At 71.0% G+C, this 21,940-nt stretch carries 19 protein-coding genes; 5 read left to right on the top strand and 14 right to left on the bottom strand.

The genetic code is table 11. The annotated features are described in order from the left end of the window. Nucleotides 1-7 precede the first annotated feature (7 nt). The gene (locus tag ABFX54_RS07275) at nucleotides 8-1,003 is read right to left on the bottom strand and encodes a stage II sporulation protein M (protein WP_346102513.1); all 996 of its coding nucleotides are present in this window, start codon (nucleotides 1,001-1,003) and stop codon (nucleotides 8-10) included. A gap of 51 nt (nucleotides 1,004-1,054) precedes the next feature. On the opposite strand from ABFX54_RS07275, the gene ABFX54_RS07270 reads away from it, so the two are divergent. Further along, entirely contained in the window at nucleotides 1,055-2,020 is a 966-nt protein-coding gene (locus ABFX54_RS07270) for an RDD family protein (RefSeq protein ID WP_346102511.1), read from the top strand. Nucleotides 2,021-2,050: 30 nt separating this feature from the next. On the opposite strand, the gene ABFX54_RS07265 is transcribed toward ABFX54_RS07270, so the two are convergent. Together ABFX54_RS07265 and ABFX54_RS07260 are read right to left on the bottom strand one after the other, a co-directional pair. Beyond that, nucleotides 2,051-3,451 (bottom strand): LVIVD repeat-containing protein, encoded by a 1,401-nt coding sequence (locus ABFX54_RS07265; protein WP_346102509.1) that lies wholly within the window; start codon nucleotides 3,449-3,451, stop codon nucleotides 2,051-2,053. A 111-nt stretch (nucleotides 3,452-3,562) separates the two neighbouring features. Then, on the bottom strand, nucleotides 3,563-4,960 hold the full coding sequence (locus ABFX54_RS07260; protein WP_346102507.1) for an LVIVD repeat-containing protein: 1,398 nt from the start codon (nucleotides 4,958-4,960) through the stop codon (nucleotides 3,563-3,565). A 165-nt stretch (nucleotides 4,961-5,125) separates the two neighbouring features. On the opposite strand from ABFX54_RS07260, the gene ABFX54_RS07255 reads away from it, so the two are divergent. Then, nucleotides 5,126-5,761 (top strand): DUF305 domain-containing protein, encoded by a 636-nt coding sequence (locus ABFX54_RS07255; protein ID WP_346102505.1) that lies wholly within the window; start codon nucleotides 5,126-5,128, stop codon nucleotides 5,759-5,761. A 154-nt stretch (nucleotides 5,762-5,915) separates the two neighbouring features. Further along, nucleotides 5,916-6,341, top strand: coding sequence for a peptidase inhibitor family I36 protein (locus ABFX54_RS07250; RefSeq protein WP_346102503.1), 426 nt, complete (start codon nucleotides 5,916-5,918; stop codon nucleotides 6,339-6,341). A gap of 79 nt (nucleotides 6,342-6,420) precedes the next feature. Here ABFX54_RS07250 and ABFX54_RS07245 read toward each other — a convergent pair whose 3' ends face one another. Next, on the bottom strand, nucleotides 6,421-7,656 hold the full coding sequence (locus ABFX54_RS07245) for an adenosylhomocysteinase (protein ID WP_346102501.1): 1,236 nt from the start codon (nucleotides 7,654-7,656) through the stop codon (nucleotides 6,421-6,423). Between the two features lie 94 nt (nucleotides 7,657-7,750). Further along, entirely contained in the window at nucleotides 7,751-9,178 is a 1,428-nt protein-coding gene (gene ahcY, locus ABFX54_RS07240) for an adenosylhomocysteinase (RefSeq protein WP_346102499.1), read from the bottom strand. 102 nt (nucleotides 9,179-9,280) lie between these two features. On the opposite strand from ahcY, the gene ABFX54_RS07235 reads away from it, so the two are divergent. Next, nucleotides 9,281-9,613: a MerR family DNA-binding transcriptional regulator gene (locus ABFX54_RS07235; RefSeq protein ID WP_106236653.1), complete on the top strand. Its 333-nt coding sequence runs from the start codon at nucleotides 9,281-9,283 to the stop codon at nucleotides 9,611-9,613. A 117-nt stretch (nucleotides 9,614-9,730) separates the two neighbouring features. On the opposite strand, the gene ABFX54_RS07230 is transcribed toward ABFX54_RS07235, so the two are convergent. Genes ABFX54_RS07230 through ABFX54_RS07210 form a run of 5 tightly spaced genes read right to left on the bottom strand, consistent with a single transcriptional unit; the run spans nucleotide 9,731 to nucleotide 13,747 of the window. Next, on the bottom strand, nucleotides 9,731-10,669 hold the full coding sequence (locus tag ABFX54_RS07230) for a cation diffusion facilitator family transporter (RefSeq protein WP_346102497.1): 939 nt from the start codon (nucleotides 10,667-10,669) through the stop codon (nucleotides 9,731-9,733). A 49-nt stretch (nucleotides 10,670-10,718) separates the two neighbouring features. Next, nucleotides 10,719-11,825, bottom strand: a complete 1,107-nt coding sequence (locus ABFX54_RS07225) for an SIS domain-containing protein (RefSeq protein ID WP_346102495.1) — start codon at nucleotides 11,823-11,825, stop codon at nucleotides 10,719-10,721. Beyond that, nucleotides 11,822-11,989: a Trm112 family protein gene (locus ABFX54_RS07220; RefSeq protein ID WP_106236648.1), complete on the bottom strand. Its 168-nt coding sequence runs from the start codon at nucleotides 11,987-11,989 to the stop codon at nucleotides 11,822-11,824. Before ABFX54_RS07220 ends, ABFX54_RS07225 begins: the two co-directional genes overlap by 4 nt. Continuing rightward, on the bottom strand, nucleotides 11,986-13,335 hold the full coding sequence (locus tag ABFX54_RS07215) for a phosphomannomutase/phosphoglucomutase (protein ID WP_346102493.1): 1,350 nt from the start codon (nucleotides 13,333-13,335) through the stop codon (nucleotides 11,986-11,988). Before ABFX54_RS07215 ends, ABFX54_RS07220 begins: the two co-directional genes overlap by 4 nt. Nucleotides 13,336-13,378: 43 nt before the next feature. Continuing rightward, nucleotides 13,379-13,747, bottom strand: a complete 369-nt coding sequence (locus ABFX54_RS07210) for a DUF3499 domain-containing protein (protein ID WP_106236645.1) — start codon at nucleotides 13,745-13,747, stop codon at nucleotides 13,379-13,381. 277 nt (nucleotides 13,748-14,024) lie between these two features. Here ABFX54_RS07210 and ABFX54_RS07205 point away from each other — a divergent pair, with 277 nt between their 5' ends. Then, complete coding sequence (locus tag ABFX54_RS07205; protein WP_428834504.1) at nucleotides 14,025-14,465, top strand: metallopeptidase family protein; 441 nt, start codon at nucleotides 14,025-14,027, stop codon at nucleotides 14,463-14,465. A gap of 137 nt (nucleotides 14,466-14,602) precedes the next feature. Here ABFX54_RS07205 and ABFX54_RS07200 read toward each other — a convergent pair whose 3' ends face one another. The 4 genes from ABFX54_RS07200 to ABFX54_RS07185 all read right to left on the bottom strand — a co-directional run bounded on the left by ABFX54_RS07200 (nucleotide 14,603) and on the right by ABFX54_RS07185 (nucleotide 21,806). Then, nucleotides 14,603-15,907 carry a DUF5719 family protein gene (locus ABFX54_RS07200; protein ID WP_346102491.1) on the bottom strand — a complete coding sequence of 435 codons (1,305 nt, stop codon included), beginning with the start codon at nucleotides 15,905-15,907 and terminating at the stop codon, nucleotides 14,603-14,605. Between the two features lie 53 nt (nucleotides 15,908-15,960). Further along, nucleotides 15,961-18,894 (bottom strand): glycosyltransferase, encoded by a 2,934-nt coding sequence (locus tag ABFX54_RS07195; protein ID WP_346102489.1) that lies wholly within the window; start codon nucleotides 18,892-18,894, stop codon nucleotides 15,961-15,963. A gap of 191 nt (nucleotides 18,895-19,085) precedes the next feature. Next, nucleotides 19,086-19,346 (bottom strand): WhiB family transcriptional regulator, encoded by a 261-nt coding sequence (locus ABFX54_RS07190; RefSeq protein WP_020546325.1) that lies wholly within the window; start codon nucleotides 19,344-19,346, stop codon nucleotides 19,086-19,088. Between the two features lie 318 nt (nucleotides 19,347-19,664). Further along, nucleotides 19,665-21,806 carry a hypothetical protein gene (locus tag ABFX54_RS07185; RefSeq protein ID WP_346102486.1) on the bottom strand — a complete coding sequence of 714 codons (2,142 nt, stop codon included), beginning with the start codon at nucleotides 21,804-21,806 and terminating at the stop codon, nucleotides 19,665-19,667. Between the last annotated feature and the right edge of the window lie 134 nt (nucleotides 21,807-21,940).

Raw genomic sequence — 21,940 nt, 5'->3', positions numbered from 1 at the left:
GCCGGCCCTATCCGGCCGATGGGGCGACGTCGGGGGCGCGTTCGATGTCGCCGGTCTCGTTCTGCCGCAGCGCTCGCCGCCCGAAGACGATCACGTACGTGAGGAAGACCGCCTCGGCGAGCACCCCGATGCCCACGCGCGCCCACGTGGGCAGCCCCGAGGGGGTCACGAACGCCTCGATCAGCCCCGACACGAACAGCACCACCACCAGCCCCAGCGCCACGCTCATCACCGCCCTGCCGTTCTCCGCCAGCGCCTCGACCCGCCTGCGCGGCCCGGGGTCGACGACCGTCCAGCCGAGGCGCAGGCCCACGGCGGCGGCCAGGAAGACGGCGGTCAGCTCAAGAAGCCCGTGCGGCAGGATCAGGCCGAAGAAGATGTCCAGCTTGTCCCTGGAGGCCATCAGCCCGCCGGAGACGGCGACGTTCGCGGCGTTGGAGTAGAGCGCGAACGGGATCGGCAACCCGAGCACCACCGAGTACATGATCATCTGGGCCGAGACCCAGGCGTTGTTGATCCAGACGCGGTTGGCGAAGGAGGCGGCCGGGTGCTCGGAGTAGTAGTCGGCGAAGTCCTCGTTGACCAGCTGGGTGATCTCGTCGGGGCTGGCGATCGTCGCCTGGACGTCGGGGTTGGCCGCCACCCACGCGCCCATCGCGAACGAGACCGCGAGGAAGGCCAGCGCGCTGGCCAGCCACCACCACCGCGCCCGGTAGGCCACCACGGGGAACGACACGGTGAAGAAGCGCACCAGCTCCCGCCAGGCCGGGGTGTGGGCCCCGGTGACCGCGGACCTGGCCCTGGCCACCAGCGCGGACAGCCGGGCGACCACCATCGGGTCCTCGGCGGCGGAGCGGACGATGGACAGGTGCGTGGACACCCGCTGGTAGAGCTCGACCAGTTCGTCCACCTCGTCGCCGGTCAGCGAGGAGCGGTTCTTGACCAGGTGGTCGAGCCGATCCCACACGGGGCGGTGTGCTGTGACGAACGCATCGATGTCCACCCGAACATTCTGGCCGCTCAATCACCGGGGCAGAGCCGTTAGGCTCCACATATGTCAGAGGTTGTGACCGGCGACGCGGTCGTCGTCGAGGTGCGGGTGGCCCAGATGCCCTCCCGCGCGCTGGCGATCATCATCGATCTGGCCACGCAGTTCGTCATCCTGGTCGCGATCAACGCGATCTTAGGCGCGTTCGCGGGGGTCACCGACTTCGCCATGTACGCCGCCGTCATGATCCTGCTGACGGTGCTGGTCCTGGTCGGCTATCCGGTGATCTTCGAGACCCTGTCCAGGGGACGCAGCCTCGGCAAGCTGGCGCTCGGGCTGCGGGTGGTCGGCGACGACGGCAGCCCCGTGCGCTTCCGTCAGGCGCTGTTCCGCGGGCTGGCCGGGATGCTGGAGTTCTGGCTGCTGGCCGGGGCGCCGGCGCTGATCGCGTCGCTGGTCTCACAGCGGGGCAAGCGGCTCGGCGACGTGTTCGCCGGCACCATCGTGATCTCCGACCGGGCGCCGCGCGAGTCGGGCCAGGTCATCGCGATGCCGCCGGCGCTGGCCCACTGGGCCACCTCGCTGGAGCTCTCCCAACTGCCGGACGACGCCGCGCAGGCCGCCAGGCAATACCTGGCGCGATGGCACCAGCTGTCGCCGCAGGTCCAGCACGAGATGGGGGTGCGGATCGCGACCCAGGTGGCGGCGTTCGTCTCGCCGTCCGCGCCGGCCGGGGTGCCGCCGCACGCGTACCTGAGCGCCGTGCTCGCCGAGCGGCGGCGCAGGGAGCAGGTGCGCTTCGCACAGCGGATGGGCACCGCCCCGCCGCCCCAGAGCCCTCCTCCAGGACCGTACGCGCCTTCCGCGCCGTACGGGCCAGGGCCGTACGCGCCGCCCTCCGGGCCGTACGGGCTTCAGGCGCCTTCGCCGCAGGGGCCGCCCGCCGGCTATCCCCCGCCGCGGCCGGCGTCGCCCGCACCCGCACCGGAGCCGCCGAGGGCGACTCCGGGCGGGTTCGCACCGCCTCAGTGAGCGCGGTCAGAGGGCGGACGAGCCGTCACCTCACCAGCCGCCGTGACCTCCGCCGTGGCCACCGCCGGGGAACGACTCCTGCGTCTGGACGTTCAACCTGTCGGTACGAACGTGCCTGGCGCCGTCGGTGAGCCGGTCGTCGATCTTGATGACGTCGAGCCCCTCGTTGAAGTCGGCGCCGTAGATGTAACCGTTGTAGTAGTAGGCGGACCAGATGCCGCCGCCGCTGCCGTCCGAGCGGGGACCGCGCTCGAAGTAGCCGATCTCCCTCGGCCGCGAGGCGTCGGTGAAGTCCCAGATCGACAGCCCGCCCATGTACCAGGCCTGAACCATGATGTCGCGGCCCTTGACCGGGATCAGGGAGCCGTTGTGCGCGACACAGTTCTCGCTGTCGGCCTGGTACCTCGGGATCTTGAAGTAGCTCTTGAACACGAGCTTGCCGCGGACGATCTCGTAGATCGCGTCCGCGCCGCGGTTCGGCCCCGTCGCCTCGTTGCAGGTGGCCGCTCCGCCGCCGCCGAGCTCGTCGGTGAAGACGACCTTCCTGGCGTCGTTCGTGAACGTGGCCGAGTGCCAGAACGCGAAGTTCGGGTCCGTGGTCCTGGCCGTGACCCTCGGGTTCAGCCGGTCGCGGATGTCGAACAGCACGCCGTCACCCATGCACGCGCCCGCCGCGATGTCCTTCTCGGCGTAGACGGTGATGTCGTGGCAGCCGGTGGTCGGCACCAGCAGGCCCGGCTGGGTCTCGTTGCCGCCGTCGGGGAAGACGACCGGGGTGGAGGCCACCGCGGCCTCGGTCGGGTTCCGCAGCGGCACCTTGATGATCGAGATCTTGTCGTGCGGCGGCTGGCAGTCGGGGAAGTCCGCCTGCGGCAGGTACGACGAGACGTAGAGGTAGACGTTCTTGTTCTTGTCGCGGCCCTTGCCCGGCACCAGGGTCAGGGTGTGGGAGCCGCAGTTGGTCTCGACGGACTTGATGTAGCGCGGGTTCGCCTTGTCGGAGACGTCGAAGATGCGGACGCCCTCCCACGATTCCTTGATCGTGGCGCTCTGCCCGGTGCTGCTGCACGAGTCGTTGTTGCGCGAGGAGTCGACGGCGGTGAACAGCAGGTTGCCGTAGACGCTGACGTCCATCTGGGAGCCGGGGCAGACGACCGAGCTGACGGCCTTGGCCCGCTTGGGGTTCCTGATGTCGTAGATCGAGAAGCCGCCGTAGTTGCCGACGTAGGCGTAGTCGCCCTGGAAGGCGATGTCGGTGTTGATGGTGGCGGCGATCGGGGCCGGCTTGGGGATGTTCAGCACGTGGGTCACGTTCGGGCTGGTGACCACGGCGTCAGGGGGCGGGATGTCGGCGGCCGACGCGGGCATGCCCGCCAGCGCTAACGCTGTGGCCGCCGCCGCCACGACGATGGAGCGGCGCAATGGGAACACTCGGGAGCCTCCTTGATCACATAACTCGGGAACTGCGGAACTCGCGATGGCGGGTCGGGAAAAGCCTGAGCGGCGGGGGCTCCTTGCCGGCGCCCCCGCCACCGAGGCCTGTCAGTGGTGGCCGTGGCCCCGTTCGGGGTACGACTCCTGCGTCTGAGCGTTCAGCGAGCGCATCTTGACGCCGTTGGCCTTGTTCGTACGCCAGTCGTTGAGCTTCAGCACATCGAGGCCGAGGTTGAAGTCGGAGCCGTAGATGTAGCCGTTGTAGTAGTAGGCGGACCAGAAGCCGCCGCTGAGGGCCGGCGCGGTGTTGTCGGGGCCGCGCTCGAAGTAGGCGATCTCCTGCGGGTGCGTGGAGTCGGTGAAGTCGACCACCGAGATGCCGCCCTGGTACCACGCCTGCACCATGATGTCGCGGCCCTTGACCGGGATCAGCGAGCCGTTGTGGGCCACGCAGTTCTCGGTGTCGGCCTGGTGCCGCGGGATCTTGAAGTAGCCCTTGAACACGAACTGCCCGTTGACCAGGTCGTAGTAGGCGTTCGCGCCCTTGACGGACCCGATGGCCTCGTTGCAGGTGGCCCTGGTGCCGCCGCCGAGCTCGTCGGTGAAGATGACCTTCGTGCCTTCGTTGTTGAACGTCGCCGAGTGCCAGAAGGCGAAGTTCGTCTCGTCGCGCACGGTGGCGGTGACCCTGGGCCGCTCCGGGTCGCGGATGTCGAGCAGCACGCCCTCACCCATGCAGGCGCCCGCGGCGATGCCCTTCTCCGGGTAGGCCGTGATGTCGTGGCAGCCCGTGGTGGCCGACTTGCCGTCGGGGTACTGGCCCGGCACGCCGGGGAAGCCGCCGTCGGGGAAGAGGTTCGGCGTGGCGATGACCGAGGCCGCCGCCGGGTTGCGCAGCGGGACCTTCACGATCGTGATGAGGTCGTGCGGCGGCTGGCAGTCCGGGTACGTGGCGCTCGGGCTGTAGGAGGAGATGTAGATGTAGACGTTCTGCCGCCTGCGGTCGGGCACGAGCGTGTGCGTGTGCGAGCCGCAGTTCGTCTCGACCGCCTTGACGTACGTCGGGTTGGCCTTGTTCGAGACGTCGAAGATGCGGATGCCCTCCCACGATTCCTTGATCGTGGCGCTCTGCCCGGTGCTGCTGCACGAGTCGTTGTTGCGCGAGGAGTCGACGGACCCGAACAGCAGGTTGCCGTACACCGACACGTCCATCTGGCCGCCGGGGCAGATCACCGAGCTGACCAGGGACGTTCGCTTGGGGTTCCTGATGTCGTAGATCGAGAAGCCGTAGTAGTTGCCCACGTAGGCGTAGTCGCCCTGGAAGGCCATGTCCGTGTGGATGTCGGCCAGGGCCTCGGGCTTGGGCACATTGGTGACATGCTTGATGTTGGGGCTCATGACGATCTCGCCGGGAGCCGGGATGTCCGCAGCCTGCGCCGGCGCGATGACGCCGGACATCGCGGCGAGCGCCGCGAGCAGGATGAGAGCCCTGCGGGGGGTGAACACGCGGGAACCTCCGATAAAGGGGGCATAAATCTAGGTAATCCTCACCTTTCTTCGCTTCCGTGACCAGCGTCCAACGTGTCAATTTTTGTCACGGTTCGCCCTCTTTTCTTCGGAGCCTTTATCACCTAGAGTGCGCATTCTGAACCGAGTCAGTCAGGAGGTTGGGTGCGCGCTGCGCTCATCGTGTTCGCGAGCCTGCTCGTCGTCCTCACCGGCTGCACCTCCAGTACGGCGCCCCAGGCTCCACAGGCCGGCTCGACCGCCCCTGTGATCGCGCCGGGCCGTCCGGGCGAGCAGGCCAGAACGCTCTCCCCCAGCGAGGCCGCCACCGCCGTACCCTCCGAGACGCCCAACGCGGCGGACATCACGTACGTCCAGGACATGATCGTGCACCACCGGCAGGCCATGGACATGGCCCTGCTGGCCCCCAGCCGCGCCGAGTCCGCGAAGCTCAAGAGCCTGGCCGACCGCATCAAGGCCGCGCAGGGCCCGGAGATCCAGTTCATGACCTCGTGGCTGCGGGAGCAGGAGCAGAAGGTGCCCGAGCATCACGCGGCGCACGAGGGCATGCCGGGGATGGCCACGCCGGAGCAGATGGAGGCGCTCAAGGCGGCCACGGGCAAGGACTTCGACCGGATGTTCCTGCAGCTCATGATCAACCACCACCTCGGGGCGATCAAGATGTCCGAGCAGGTGCTGGGCGGCGGGAAGCACATCCGGATCGAGGAGCTGGCGAGCGACGTCAGCGTCACCCAGGCGGCGGAGATCCGCCGCATGCAGGAGCTGCAGCGGGCGCTGTGAAACCCGGAGCCTACAACGTTTCCGCAGGTCATGGCGGTGGGTCGTCCGTCACCTGAGAGCCACGGCAATGCATCACTCTGAGTAGTTATATCGTCGCTGTGCGTGTACGAGAGTGTGGGGCGTCAGCATCGAACCGCCCTCCCGAGGAGGCATCTTGCCGTCCCTGAGCACCGCACTCGCCCGCGCCCTGACCGTCACGGCCGCCACCGTGGCTCTCGCCGGCGTCACCGCCCTGCCCGGCGCGCCGCCCGCCGCCGCCGCGCCGCTGCCGCCGGGCGTGGTCCAGCTCGGCGACGGCGAGCCGTGCCCGCCCGCCACGCTGTGCCTCTACCGCGACTACGGCTTCTCCGGCCCCGCGTACGGCATCGGCGCCGGCTACGCCATCGACCTGCGCTGGCTGCCCATGCCCGGGCACGGCGGCCCCACCGCCGCCGACAACGTCTCGTCCTGGGTGAACCGCACGGCAGGCGTCGCCCTGCTGATCGACGAGCAGGGCGGCCGCACCCGCCCGCTGTTCCCCGGCCAGCACCTGGAGGAGCCGGTCCCGCTGAACGACACCGTCGACCGGGTCGTCTGGTAGGACCGGGCGAGGTGTCCGCGGCAGCCCCCTGCCGCGGACACCTCGTTCACGTTCAGCCGGTTTTGGCCTGCGCTCGCGTTCAGGAGCCGACGCGCCAGGAGTGCAGATAGTCCTCCTGCTCGGGGTTGAGCACGTCGATGCCGATGCCGGCCGCGGCCAGCTTGAGCCTGGCCACCTCGTGGTCGATCTCCTCCGGCACGTCGTACACCCCCGGCGCGAGCCCGGCCCGCTCGCCGGCCAGCCAGGCCACGGCCAGGGCCTGGGCGGAGAACGACATGTCCATGACGGCCGCCGGATGCCCCTCGGCCGCGGTGAGGTTGACCAGGCGGCCCTCGGCCAGCAGCAGGAGGCGGCGGCCGTCGGGCATGACGTATTCGTCGGTGTTGGGGCGCACGCCCCGGTGCACCTCGGAGGCCAGCTCGTCCAGCGCCCGCACGTCGATCTCCACGTCGAAGTGTCCCGCGTTGGCCAGGATCGCGCCGTCCTTCATCGCCGCCAGGTGTTCGGCCCTGATCACGTCGCGGTTGCCCGTCACGGTGACGAACAGGTCGCCGATCAGCGCGGCCTGCGCCATCGGCCGCACCTCGTAGCCTTGCAGGGTGGCGTCGAGCGCCTTGACCGCGTCGATCTCGGTCACGATCACCCGGGCGCCGAAGCCCTTCGCCCGCTCGGCCACCCCGCGCCCGCAGAAGCCGAACCCGGCCACCACCACGGTCCGGCCCGCCAGCATGGTGTTGGTGGCCCGCATGATGCCGTCCAGCGTGGACTGACCGGTGCCGTAGCGGTTGTCGAACATGCGCTTGGTGCGGGTGTCGTTGACGGCCACCACGGGGAAGCGCAGCGCGTCCTCGGCGGCCATCTGCCGCAGCCGGATGATCCCGGTCGTGGTCTCCTCGCAGCCGCCGCTCACGCCTTCGAGCAGGTCGGTGCGCTCGGTGTGCAGGATGTTGACCAAGTCGCACCCGTCGTCGAGCACGAGATCGGGCGCGAGGTCGAGCGCCTGGTGGATGTGCCGGTAGTAGGCCGCCCGATCCACCCCGGCCCGCGCGTGCACCGCGATCCCGTAGCTCCGCAACGCCTCGGCGACGTCGTCCTGCGTGGACAGCGGGTTCGACGCGGCCAGCGCGATCTGCGCGCCTCCCGCCTTCAGTGCCCCCATCAGCACGGCGGTCTCGGCCGTGACATGCAGGCAGGCCGCGATCTTCAGCCCGTCGAGCGGCCGTTCGAGCGCGAACCGCTCACCGATCGCCGTGAGCACCGGCATCGAACGAGCGGCCCAGGAGATCTGCCGCTCCCCACTTGCACTGAGATCCATGACCAGCCTTCACGAGGGACATGGAAAACGGAGAGCTCCGGGAGAGACGACTCTCCCGGAGCCTGCGTTTTCCCCGGGACCGAGAGCCGTCGGGTCAGTACCGGTAGTGGTCGGACTTGTAGGGGCCCTCGACGTGGACGCCGATGTAGGAGGCCTGCTCCTTGGTCAGCTCGGTGAGCTTCACGCCCAGGGCGTCAAGGTGCAGGCGGGCCACCTTCTCGTCCAGGTGCTTGGGCAGCGTGTAGACGCCGAGCGGGTATTCGGCCGTCTTCGTGAACAGCTCGATCTGGGCGATCACCTGGTTGGTGAACGAGTTGGACATGACGAAGCTGGGGTGGCCCGTCGCGCAGCCCAGGTTCATCAGGCGGCCCTCGGCCAGCACGATGATCGAGTGGCCGTCGGCGAAGACCCACTCGTCGACCTGCGGCTTGATCGTGTTCCTGACGATGCCGGGCAGCTTGGCCAGGCCGGCCATGTCGATCTCGTTGTCGAAGTGGCCGATGTTGGAGACGATCGCCTGGTGCTTCATCTGCGCCATGTGCGCGGCGGTGATGATGTTGAAGTTGCCGGTGGCGGTGACGAAGATGTCGGCGATGCCGACGACCTCCTCCAGCGTGGTCACCTGGAAGCCGTCCATGGCCGCCTGGAGCGCGCAGATCGGGTCGATCTCCGTGACGATGACGCGGGCGCCCTGGCCGCGCAGCGCGTCGGCGCAGCCCTTGCCGACGTCGCCGTAGCCGCAGACCACGGCCACCTTGCCGCCGATCAGCACGTCGGTGGCGCGGTTGAGGCCGTCGATGACGGAGTGGCGGCAGCCGTACTTGTTGTCGAACTTCGACTTGGTGACCGAGTCGTTGACGTTGATCGCCGGGAAGAGGAGCTGGCCGTTCTTGTGCATCTCGTAGAGACGGTGCACGCCGGTCGTGGTCTCCTCGGTGACGCCCTTGATGCTCTCGGCGATCCTGGTCCACCGCTTGTCGGCGCCGACCGTGCGGGTGAGCAGGTCGATGATGACGTGCCACTCCTCCGGGTCGTCGGCGGTGGCGGGCGGCACGGCGCCGGCCTTCTCGTACTCGGCGCCCTTGTGCACCAGCAGCGTGGCGTCGCCGCCGTCGTCGAGGATCATGTTGGGGGCGTCGCCGTCAGGCCAGGTCAGCGCCTGCTCGGTGCACCACCAGTACTCCTCCAGCGTCTCGCCCTTCCAGGCGAAGACGGGCACGCCCTTCGGGTCGTCGACGGTGCCGTCGGGGCCGACGACGACGGCGGCGGCGGCGTGGTCCTGGGTGGAGAAGATGTTGCAGCTCACCCAGCGCACCTCGGCGCCGAGCGCCACCAGCGTCTCGATGAGGACGGCGGTCTGGATGGTCATGTGCAGGGAGCCCATGATCTTCGCGCCGCGGAGGGGCTGGGAGGCCGCGTATTCCTTGCGGACCGCCATGAGGCCGGGCATCTCGTGCTCGGCGAGCCGGATCTCCTTGCGGCCGAAGTCGGCAAGTGAAAGGTCGGCGACCTTGAAGTCCATCGGGTTTCCCCTCGCGTCACTGATGTTGTCGCCGACGAGTTTAGGCGGCCCTCGTACGCGGTCGCACCCCAGGCGGGCAGAATCTGACGTAAGAATGTAAGAATGCGCATCACGGAAGCGGCCAAGCGACTCGGCATGTCCCCCCGAATGCTCCGATACCGGGAGGCTCTCGGCCTGTTGCCGCCGGTGCGGGAGCAGGGGGCCCATCGCCGGTTCGGGCCCGACGAGCTGTCCGCCGTGGCCCAGGGAGTGGAGCTGGAGAAGCGGTTCGACGTCTCGCCGGCCGAGCTGGCGTTCGCGCTGCGGGTGCTGAGCGACCCGGCGGTGGCGGCGGCCGTACGCGACCTGGGGGTGCGCATCGGGCGCATCCAGGTGCCGCGCAGGGCGCTGGACTTCGAGAAGGAGAAGGCCCTGCGCCTGCTCCGCCACCGGTGAGCAGGCCGCGAGGCACCGGACGGAGAGGCCCGCCCGGAGCCTCGGCCCGATCAGGCCGAGGCTCGGATGAGATCAGGCGGAGGCTCTGATGGGGTCAGGCCGAGGCTTCAGATGGGGTCAGGCGGAGGTGGGGGCATTGGCGGAGCTCTGGCGGTCCAGGTCGGGCTCCAGGTAGATCACGCGGGCGATCGGCACGGCGTCCCTGATGCGGCGCTCCGCCTCGTCGATGCCGTGGGCGACCTCCGCCGCCGTGTCGTTGTGCTCGACCGCGATCTTCGCCGCCACCAGCAGCTCCTCGGGCCCCAGGTGCAGCGTGCGCATGTGGATGACCCGCGCCACCTCGGGCGCGCCCTCCAGTGCGGTGCGGATGCGGGTCTCCATCTCCGGCGCGGCGCCCTCGCCGACGAGCAGCGACTTCATCTCGACGGCCAGCACGATCGCGATCACGGCCAGCAGCACGCCGATCATCAGGGTGCCGACGCCGTCCCAGCGCCCGTCGCCGGTGATGACCGCCATCGCCACGCCGAACAGGGCGAAGACCAGGCCGAGCAGCGCGCCCAGGTCTTCGAGCACGATGACGGGCAGTTCGGGCGACTTGGAGCGGCGGATGAAGGAGACCCAGGACTGCTTGCCGCGCACGGCGTTCGATTCCTTGATCGCCGTACGGAACGAGAACGCCTCGGCGATGATCGCGAAGATCAGCACGCCGAACGCCCAGAGCGGCGCGTCCACCGGATGCGGATCGGAGAGCTTGTGCACGCCCTCGTAAATCGAGAACGCGGCGCCGATCGTGAACAGCACGACGGCCACCACGAAGGCGTAGAAGTAACGCTCGCGCCCGTATCCGAACGGATGCTCCCTGGTGCTGGCCCTGGCCGCTCTCTTACCGCCGACCAGCAGCAACACCTGGTTGCCCGAGTCGGCGACCGAGTGGATGCCCTCCGCCAGCATCGAGGACGATCCGGTGAAGAACGCGGCCACGAACTTGGCCACGGCGATGGCCAAGTTCGCGGACAACGCCGCAATGATCGCTTTCGTTCCGCCGCTCGCGCTCACCGATCTGCTCCACTCATAAAGATCAACTGCAAAGGCCTGATAGGGGATCCTATTGCGAAATTCGGGCCTTGAGTTCAGTGATCGCCGACACAGAGGTGGGATCGATGGCATAACCCAGTGCCAGATAGGTGCTGGCGTAATCGCCGAGCCCGATGAGCGTGGCCATCCGCTCCAGCGGGTGCACGCCCTCGGCCACGAGCTCGGTGACCGGCACCCCGCGCTCGCGCGCCAGCCTGAGCGACGCCTCGCGCCGCCGCGTCACCTGGGGATGCTCCTCGACGTCGCGCAGGATCACCAGCCGCAGCGTGCGGCCGGAGACGTCGGCGAAGATGTCGCGCTCGGCCACCGGCCCGTCGAGAGCCGCGACCTGGAGGTGGCCGGCCTCGGGCAGCTCGCCGTGCATCGCGGGATATTTCGCGTTCGCGTTGAGCTGGCCGGCCAGCCGGTGCGCCGCGACGGCCGCGGACGGCGACGAGCCCCAGATCATCGGTACGGACTCGGCCAGGTCCATCGCCAGCGACTTGCCCGGGTTGATGAACGACTCGCTGGCCGGCCGGCACCGGTTCGCCATGTCCTCAAGCGCCGCGGCCACCCGTTCGAACAGCTCGGGCTCCGCCGTCACCAGCCGCAGCTCGGCGGCGGCCACGATCAGCGGCACGGCCAGCAGCCACAGGTTGGCCCTGGACTGGCCGCTGACCGGCACCGGGACGTAGACGGCCGACGCCTGGGTGGCGATGGCCTCAAGCGGAGAGCCCGGAGCGCCCACGCCGAGCAGCGTGCAGCCGCGCCGCACGGCCTGGGTGGCGACGGACAGCGTCTCCTCGGTGTCGCCCGAGCCGGAGACGGCGATGACCAGGTCGGTCGCGCCCACCCAGCCGGGGAGCTGGTAGGAGCGCAGGGTCACGATCGGCAGCGGGGCGCCGTTGCCCGCCACCGCCGCCAGCATGTCGCCGGCGATGCCGGAGCCGCCCATGCCCGCGACCACGATGGCGCGGGGGCGCCCCTGGCCGGCCAGGCGGTCGACGCGGGCCTCGACGGCGCTGCGATAGCCGGTGCGTACGTGGGCCGCCGCGCCGGCCACCGCCGGCAGCATGCCCGAGGGATCGCCCTCGCTGAGATGACGCTGGTCGTCGAGCCGCTCCGGCTCCCAGGTCACGGCTTCCTGGCCTCGTCGACGAGCAGAACCGGGATGTCATCCCTGACCGGGTAGATCAGCCCGCATCCGGTGCAGGCCAGCTCTTCCGCCTCGGTCTCGGCACGCAGCGGCGCCTTGCACGCCGGGCAGGCCAGGATCTCCAGCAGCCAGTCGTCGATCTTCACTCTGACACCTTTCCCACAATGGCGAGGACCTCGTCCCTGATCGCCGTCATCTTCGTCTCGTCGGCCGCCTCGGCGTTGAGCCTGAGCAGCGGCTCGGTGTTGGAGGCGCGCAGGTTGAACCACCAGCCGGAGCCGGTCACGGTCAGCCCGTCGAGCTCGTCGAACTCCCCGCGCCCCGCGAACTCCTCGCGCACCCGCCTCAGCGCCTCCGCCTGGTCGGAAACCGCGCTGTTGACCTCGCCCGAGGCGTGGTAGCGCGAGTAGGCCCCGACCACCTCCGACAGCGGGCTGTCCTGCTCGCCCACCGCGGCCAGCACGTGCATCGCGGCCAGCAGGCCGGAGTCGGCGTACCAGAAATCCCTGAAGTAGTAGTGGGCGGAGTGCTCGCCGCCGAAGACGGCGCCGGTGCGCGCCATCTCGGCCTTGATGAACGAGTGTCCGACCCGCGTGCGCACCGGGACGCCGCCGTGCTCGCGCACGATCTCCGGCACGCCGAGCGACGTGATCAGATTGTGAATGATCGTCGCCCCGGGATGCTTGGCCAGCTCGCGCGCCGCCACCAGCGCGGTGATCGCCGAGGGCGAGACCGACTCGCCGCGCTCGTCGATCACCCAGCACCGATCGGCGTCGCCGTCGAAGGCCAGCCCCAGGTCGGCGCCCTGCTCGACCACCGCGCGCTGCAGATCCACCAGGTTCTGCGGCTCCAGCGGATTGGCCTCGTGGTTGGGGAAGCTCCCGTCGAGCTCGAAGTAGAGCGGGGTCAGCTCGATCGGCAGCCCGCCGAACACCGCCGGCACCGTGTGCCCGCCCATGCCGTTGCCCGCGTCGACGACGACCTTCAGCGGCCTGATGCCGCGCAGGTCGACCAGCGCGCGCAGATGATCGGCGTAGCCCGCCAGCAGGTCTTTGCCGATCACCGAGCCGCCCGGCGCGAACGTGGCCCCGACCAGCTCGGCCGCCCGGTCGCGGATCTCGGTCAGGCCCGAGTCGCCGCCGATCGGCACCGCGCCCGACCGGCACATCTTCATGCCGTTGTAGCGGGCCGGGTTGTGGCTGGCGGTGAACATCACGCCGGGCAGCCCGAGGCTGCCGCTGGCGTAGTAGAGCAGGTCGGTCGAGCCCAGCCCGGCGTGCACGACGTCGGCGCCGCGCGAACGGGCGCCGCGGATGAACGCCTCGGCCAGCGGGGGTGACGACTCGCGCATGTCGTGCGCGACCACGACCGATCCGGCACCCGTCACCTCGACGAACGCCGCGCCCACGGCCTCGGCGGCCGGCTCGTCCAGCTCGTCGGGCACCACTCCGCGAACGTCGTACGCTTTGAAGATCTTGGCGAGGTCGCCCACTCTCCAGCTCCGCCCTAGGTCGGTTCCGCCTTACACAGGGAGCCTACCGGTCACGGTGCTGCTGGGCCGATCTCAGAACGCGCAGGTGCCCGCGACGGCCGACCTCGACGCCCTGACCGACCGGCTCACCGCCGCCTGACGGCGTCGGCCGCGCGGCCTCCCTGACCGCGTTGGCCAGCGCTTCGAGGTCGTCGGAACTGGGCGAGGCGCCGTCCGTCGGCAGCCGTACCACCTCCCAGCCGCGGGGAGCGGTCAGCCGCTCGGCATGTTCGGCGCACAGGTCATAACAATGTGGCTCCGCGTACGTCGCCAGGGGGCCCAGAACAGCGGTCGAGTCGGCGTACACGTACGTGAGCGTGAAGACGGCAGGCTGGCTGCAGGCGGTGCGGGAACAGCGGCGGACGGGGCTCACGGAGGGACCGTATCTGGTAAGAGTGCGAGGCGCCACTACCTGAGCGCTCTTAACGAGCGTGTCGCCACAATTCGGACACCTGTCGCAGGTTTTCCACCCACATGCCCCGAAGAAAACGCCCCTTCCCCCGCACTTCCCTCCCCGGCTTCCCCACCTGCCCTCATGGCCAACCTCTCCTGCCTCCCCTTCCTTGGCCAAGAACCCGCATCGGAGCCGCCCGGGCGCAACCCGTACGTGCTCCCGGTGCGCGGGGGACGCGCCCCGTACACTGGCTGACGTGACTCAGAAGCGCGGGCCCAGACGGCGCGATCGCCATGGTCGCGGCCTGCGCGGCCCGCTCGCTCCCTCCCATGTCCCCATCGCGAAGTCGCGCAGCGAGCGCTTCGACGACCTGGTGCTCGACGCGGTCGACCGGCTCAGGCCGCGCTGGGAGAAACAGCTCGCGGCGGTGGAGTTCGCGGTGGAGGAGGTGCCGCCGCTGAGCGAGCTGGGCGACGGGCCCCGGCTCGGCTCCGACCCGATCCCGTTCGGCCGGGCCGACGCCGCGGCCGGGCAGTCGCCCGCGTCCGTCGTGATCTACCGGCGGCCGCTGGAGGCCAGGGCGCGCGATCGGGACACGCTGGGGGCGATGGTCCACGACACGGTGGTGGAACAGGTCGCCACGCTGCTGGGCCTGGCCCCCGAGACGGTCGACCCGGGCTACGACGACCGCCGCTGAGCGACCCCGTCCGGGGCCGGCGTTCAGGGAGGTGCCCGAGAGGTCGGCGCTCAAGGGGCCGCAGCGCCGAGCGGCCCGACGAGGGTCGGCGCTCAGGACAGCAGCACGCGGGGCCTGTCCCGCCAGAGTCCTGGTGCTCAGGGGAGCACCACGCGGGGGGTGTCCGTCAGCGGTCGGAGCATCGTCCACATCCGTGCGGGAGCCAGCGGCTGCGCCGTCAGCAGGACGCCCGACTTCAGGCGTTCGCGCACCACCCGCCCGCCGTAGACCTCCCCCGACACCGGCGTGACCACGACCGCGAAGTCCCCCTTGGCCTTGAGCTTCACCGCCCGCGTCCGTCCCGCCGCCATCTTCACGTCGAACGGTTCCTGCTCCGCTCCCTCCCCCTGCACCACCTGGACCCGCACCGAGCCGGGGCCGCCGACGGCGGTGAGGAGGAGTTCGGCGCCGGCGCCGTTGCGGGCGACGGCGCTGCCCAGCTCCAGGGACGGCGTCCCCGCCGTGAAGGCGACGTCAGAACGCGCGCCCGTGCCGGTGATCACCAGCCCGGCCACGATCGGCGCGGACGAGGTCAGGACGAGGGCGGACGCGGTGCCGGCGATGCCGGTGGTGACGTCGAGGGCGACCACGCCGCCGGCCGGCACGTCCAGCGACTCCTTGCCGCGCATCGCGAACTCGGCGTCCTCGCTCACCGCCCTGACCTGCACGGTCGCGTCGCTTTCTCCGGGCGTGGCGACGAGCAGACGGCGCAGGCCGCCGCCCCCGGGAATGCCGGGCACGACCACGCGCGTGGCCGGCGGGGCCGCGGGCGGGAGCCAGTCCACGCCGCCCGTCTCCAGCGTGGTCCTGGCGGCCACGGCCACGCGGCCGAAGACGGTGGTGACGCTCAGAGCCATGATGTCGGCGGACGGGGCCAGCGTCTTGAGGTCGATCTCCCTGTGCTCGCCCGGCGCGATCTCCAGCCCGACGCCCGCGTCACCCGAGATCGGGCCCTCCGCCGCGTAGACCTGCACGTCCGCCAGCGCGGGCGCCTTGTCGGCGTTGGTGAGGTGCAGTCGTACCTCGGCGTTCGCGGGGCCGGGCCCGACCAACCAGGTGGCGGCGGACGGCTCCGTGCAGCGGACGCCCGCCAGGCCGCGGCCCGCGCCCTTCGTGACGCGGGTGAGGTAGCCGGCCTCGAGACCGGCGGGCCCCTTGGTCACGAACGGCTTCGCGTCCTCCATGGTCTCGCCGTTGACCGTTCCCGGCAGGTAGACGCCGGCCCGTTCGCCCTTCGCGCCCGGACAGACGGTGGTGACCGACTCCACGGGCACCTTCCTCGGGGCCGATGGCGAGGGCGGGATCGGGGCGGGGGTGGTGACGTACGCGACGCCGTACAGGGCGATCAAAGACACGACGACCAGCACCGGCAGCCCGGCCCTGTGCTCCACGAAGGCCCTCATCGCGCCACCTCCGCCCGGCGTCCCGCGCCGGCCGGTGCCACCTCCGCCCGGCATCAGGCGCCCGCCAGTGCCACGCCCGCGGGCTCAACCGTCTCCTGCCGCTGCCGGCCTGGAGCCGCCATCAGCAGCACCACCAGCAGGAACGCCCCCTGCGCCCACAGCAGCGGCACGTGCAGGACGTTCACCGGCTGGGCGGGCACGCGGGTGACCGGCTCCGCCAGCCGCCACAGGCCGCCCGACTCCGACAGGCTCAGGCGCTGCAGCGACGGCTGCGAGTCGAGGGTCCCGGCCAGCTCGAAGGAGACCGGCGGCGCCAGCGCCACCATGCCGATGCCCTGCTGGGCCAGCGTGGCCGCGTCGCCGCCGCGGCCCCCGACCAGCCCTTCCGCCGCCGCGCCCACCCGGGCGCGGGCCTGGGGATCGACCGGCAGCTCCGCCTCACCGATCAGCGGGATGCGCCCGTGCAGCACCGTGAACGCGGAGCCCTTGATCACCAGGGTCCTTTCCCCCTGCGTGGTACGGGCGGCGGCCAGCGCCGGCATCACGTCGGGCGCGTCGCCGAGCAGCGGCCCGCGTACGCCACCAGCCATCCAGTAACCGGCGGCCAGCAGCGGCGTGCTGAACGCCACCGCCACCACCGCAGTCGCCCCCAGCCGCCGCAGCCCGCCGCCCGCGCGCAGCTCGGTGAGCCGGTGGGCCGTCAGCCCGACCAGCACCACCAGCCCCGCGCCCGCGAACGCCAGCGGCACCCCTGGCCAGGCCCGCGCGCCTTCGACGGTGACCCGGCTGACCAGGACGCCCGCCAGCACGCCGTAGAGCGCGATGCCCCAGCCGACGGCGACGATCGTGCGCTGGCGGCGCATGAGCGGCGCGGCCAGCGCCGCCACCACCAGCCCCGCGCTCACCCAGAACGGCGGCAGCCCCGGCCCGCCCGGGCTGATCGCCAGCAGGGACGCGGCGGGCAACGACGGGTCCACCAGGGCCGGATCGTGCAAGCCGGCCTCGAGGAGCAGTCGCCAGGGTTCGCCCAGCAGGTCCATGAGCCAGGGCAGCAGGAGCAGGGGCGGCACGGCGAGCGCGATGCCCATCGACCCGGCGACCCCGCCCCGCACGCCGTCCCGCGGGTCACTCCGCGCGCCACCCCGCGCATCACCTCGCGTACCACCCTGCACGCCACCTCGCGCGCTGCCCGGCGCGTCATCCCGGCCGGCGGAACGCGACCGGCCGCGGACCCCGCGGAACGCGACCGCGCCGAGCACGCCGAGGACCGCGAAGAGCGGATACACGAGGGGCACGAACGCCGTCCCGACGGCCAGCAGCAGGCCAAGACCCCACGCGGCCCGCCTGGCCGGTCGCGGCTCGCCGGACAGCAGCCGGGCGCAGAGCCAGGCGTACACGGGGACGAGGACGAACACCACCGCCGTCCCCATCCGCCCCGCCGCGATGGCCCCGGTGCCGACGGGCAGCAGCGCGTACGTCCCCGCCGCCCAGGCCCGGGCCGGCACCGCGGGGACGATGTGCCGCGTGGCCAGGTACGCCGTCGCCCCGGCCAGCGGCACCGAGCCCAGCAGCAGCACCGACACGGCCAGCCAGGTCTTGCCGAGCGCGAGCGTGGACAGGGCGGCCAGCACGGCCACGTACGGCGGCGCCCAGGCGGTGGAGCCGAGCCCGACGTCGTGGTAGCCCTCGGTGTAGAAGGCCCACAGGTCGCCCGCGCCGCCGGTCACCGGCACGAGGGCGCCGCCGCCGAGCCGTTCGCCGCCGAGGAGCGAGCGTTCGGCGATCAGCGAGACGACGGTCAGCGCGAACATGAGGATGACGCCGGGCCGGCCGATGAAGCGCTGGAAGGCGCCGGTGCCGGGCGGCGGGACGACGTCCTGCTCCTCGCCCGAGGCGCCGGTTGGGTGGGCTGTGGAGTGGTGGTGCCGGCCGGCGGAGTCGACGGGCGCCTCGCCGGCCAGGAAGCTCTGCACCATGTCGGTGAGGCGCCGGTAGGCCGCACCGCGAGGGGTCATAAGACGCTTTATGCGCATATATCCCCTCTTGCGACCGTGACGGCGGGCCCGGCGCGCCCGCAGCAGCCGGAACGGATGCACGAGGATCGAGCAGATGGCCACGACCTCGTCCACCGCGTTCGCCGGCTGTTTGCTCACGATGAACAGCACCGTGCGCACGATGGAGCTGATCACGTTCCGCAGCAGCGCCCACAGCATCGCGCGGAACGGCAGGTTCGCCATGACCACGAAGATCGCGTTGCGCCGGTCGAGGCGGCGCGGATGGTCGCCGCTGACCGTGATGCGCCGCCGCCTGCGGGCCGCCGCCTCGGCGTGCCAGGCCACCGCGGACGTCACGATCAGCACCTTGTGCCCGGCGTTGCGCACCCGCCAGCACAGGTCGAGGTCGTCACGGAAGATCGGGAAGAACGGGTCGAGGCCGCCGGCCTTCTCCCACACGTCGCGCCTGATCAACATCCCCGCCGTGGACACCGACAGCACCTCGCGGGTGCCGTCGTGCTGCCCCTGGTCGAACTCGCGCGGCTCCAGCCCCGTGTCCCTGCGTCCCGTACGGCCCACGGTGACGCCGATCTCCAGCAGCCGCCTGCGGTCGAGCCAGTCGCGTAACTTCGGGCCGAGCACGGCGGCCTTGGGATCCTGCTCCGCCGCGGTGAGCAGCAGCTCCAGCGCGCGCCTGTCGGGGGCGCAGTCGTCGTGCAGCAGCCAGATCCATTCGTCCCGTCCGGCGGACGGGAGTTTCTCCAGCGCCGTGGCGACCGACTCGCCGAAACCGGTGGAGCGGGGCAGGGAGATCAGGTTGCCGCGCCCGAGCGTCTGGGCCAGCAGGTCGGCCGAACCGTCCCTGCTGCCGTTGTCGACGCCGGCCACGCGGTCCGGTCTGCGGCTCTGGTTGACCAGGGCGCGCAGCGTCTCCCCGAGCCAGCGCGCGCCGTCATGGGCGACGACGATCACGGTGACGTAGGGACGTGCCATGGGTGGGTGACTCCTGGGGGGATGATCAGCGGCCCCACCATACAGGTGCGCGGCTGTCAGGAGATGCGAAAAGGGTCACACGGCGGACCGCGTGACCCCTTCCCCCCTATATAACGATAAGAAACCGCACGTCGGACTGCCGTCCGCGACCCACGCCGCAGTGGCGGCCCGCACCGGATCTCTCATTCGGCCTAAACGGCCTGACGCTTGATCCGTCTGCGCTCCCGCTCGGACAGCCCACCCCAGATGCCGAACCGCTCATCGTGCTCGAGTGCGTATTCCAGGCACTCGGCACGGACCTCACACGATCGGCAGACCTTCTTGGCCTCTCGGGTGGAGCCGCCTTTCTCCGGGAAGAACGCCTCCGGATCAGTCTGCGCGCACAACGCGCGCTCCTGCCAGCCGAGTTCTTCAGCGTCAAGCTGATCCTGTGCGATGACCGGATCGGTCACTGCACACCTCCCTGCCGCCCGCCCGCAATGGAGCCCCCCATGGACGCCTTCCTTATTACCCACCCACAGGAAGGCGTAACAACATGGTTGTAATTACACGCGCGTGCCGTGCGTGACGTCAAGCGGCATGCAGCTATCCGGGGAAAGACCAGATCTCGCCCCGGTGTGCTCGGCTTGTGATGTTCGCACCCGGCCGGCGCCTCGCACGCATGGCGTCGGCCTGGCTCGTTCAACGCTGTCTGCGGTCGGAACCGTACCAGGGCGGGAAACACGCCCGCCCATGGCCCACCTTCTCTCTAGCCGTCCATTGCCGGTCCGTTACCTGCGGGGCTCGTTGGGGGTGTATATGGCCGTCGGGTCGATCGGGTCGTCACCGGGGCGGCGCTGGTCGCCGCCGAAGGCGTTGCCGAACGCCGCCGGGTCGAGCCGCATCGTGGACTCGCCCTGGTCCGGCCATCCCGGCTGGGCGGCGGCGGCCTGCGGAGCCTGGTGGGTGGGCCGGTACTGGCCCTGCTGGGGCTCGTACCCGCCGTTCTGCTCCTGGACCTGGCGCAGGAGCTCCTGCTGCGGGTGGCCGAACGGGTCGCCGCCGTACTGGCCGCCGCCCTGGCCGTAGTCGGGCACGCGCAGCTCGGGCTGGGTGCCCGCGTTCGGCTGGCCGGCGTTCGACTGGTACGTCTCCGCCTGGTGGTAGGCGTCGAGGAGCTGCTGCGAGCGCGGGTCGACCGGCGGGTCGGGCTCCTGGTAGGCGGACGGGGTGGCGAACTCGGCGCCCGAGTAGCCGGTGAACGGCTGGCCGCCCTGCTGTTGCTGCTGCTGCTGGTCGAACGCGCTCTGGCCGAAGTACGACTGCTGCTGCGGCTCGGCCGGCGGGAACGAGGTGCTGGGGGCGGTCTCGCTCGGCGTGTACGCGTTGTCGGACGGGGGCGCGTACGGGTTCGCCTGCTGCTGGTCGGCGGGCGGCGCGAAGGAGTTGGCCTGGTCGTTCGCGGGGGGCGCGTACGGGTTCGGGCTCGGCTGGCCGTAGATGTTCGGCTGGCTGTCGGCGGGCACGTACGGGGCGGGGGTGTACTCCCCGGCCGGCGGCGTGCTGTAGTCCTGGCCCGCCGGGGACGTGTCGACAGAGCTGTAACCCTGACCGAAACCCTGCGGCGGGAAGGACGGCTCGGGCTGCTGCTGGTCGGAGGGCGCGGCCGGCAGCGCACCCCTGATGTGCGGGAACGGCTGCTGCGGGTTGGTCTGCGGCTCGGGCTGCCCGCCGAAGCTCGGGGGCTGCTGGCCGTAGCCGGGCGTCGAGGGGGGTTGCTGACCGTATCCGCCGGGCGTCTGGTCGTATCCGGGGGCGGACGGCTGCTGCTGGTCGTACGCGGGGGCTGAGAGCGGCTGAGGCGCGTAGCCGGGGGTGGAGGGGGGCTGCTGCGCGTAGCCGGGGGTGGAGGGCGGCTGCTGGCCGTAGCCGGGCTGCTGGCCGGACATGGGCTGCTGGCCGTACGGGGCCTGCTGCTGGTCCTGGGGACCGCCGAAACCGGGCTGACCGGGACCCTGCTGGCCGGACATCGGCTGCTGACCGTAAGGGGCCTGCCGGTCCTGGGGACCGCCGAGAGCGGCGGCCTGGTCCTGACCGAAGCCGGGCTGACCGGGCTGCTGGCCCGGCATGGGCTGCTGGCCGTACGGGGCCTGCTGGTCCTGCGGGCCGCCGAAACCGGGCTGACCGCCGGGGCCCTGATGCCCAGGACCGCCGGGGCCCTGCTGGCCGGGGCCCTGCTGGCCGGGGCCCTGCTGGCCGGGGCCCTGCTGGGCGGGCTGCTGGCCGGGCTGCTGGGCGAAGCCGCCCGCCGCCTGGTCCTGGCCGTAGCCGGGCTGGCCGGGCTGGTCCTGGCCGAACCCCTGCTGGCCCGAAGGGGGCTGCTGCGGGTAGCCGGGCTGGCCGTAGCCGGGCTGGGGCTGCTCGCCCTGACCGAACTGCTGGGGCTGGCCGGCGAAGAAGCCGGGCTGGGCGCCGAACTGGCCGTGGTAGACCTGGGCCGCCGGCCGCTCGGGCATCACCTGCGGCAGCAGATAGACCAGCGCGATGGCGGTCAGGGCGAGCGTGGGCACGCCGAGGAGCACGTACTCGATGGTGGAGCGGGCGCCGAGGCCGGAGAACAGGCCGAGCAGCAGCGCGAGCATGCCGAACACCGAGGCAAGCAACAGTCCGGCGGCGGCGCCGTACGTGATCGGCTTGGCCTTGGCCGACGGCTCGCCCACCTTCGTCACCAGCAGCACGGCACCGAGCAGCAGCGCCGTCACGACCGGGCTGGTCACGCTCGAGAAGTTCCCCGCCGCGCGTTCCATGAACGACGACGACGCGGTCGACCCGATCAGGATGTGGCCGATCGCCAGCACGACCTGCATCAACCCGGTGACGAGCATGATCCAGGCGGCCGGCTCCTTCAGCCGAGCGACGTCAAGTTTGCTCACAACTACCCCCATCGGGACCCATTAGCCCGAAGGGAGTTTGCCACATCACCGACCCACCTGCCGGGAGTCCCAGCAACCTCTTCCATCTCAATTCATGCAGTACCAGGACGTACGCCGCCGACAAAAAGGCGAAA

Source organism: Nonomuraea maheshkhaliensis (assembly GCF_039529435.1).
Lineage (GTDB): Bacteria > Actinomycetota > Actinomycetes > Streptosporangiales > Streptosporangiaceae > Nonomuraea > Nonomuraea maheshkhaliensis.
The sequence above is the reverse complement of the archived record's forward strand: the minus strand, read 5'-3'. Positions and strand labels throughout refer to the sequence as shown.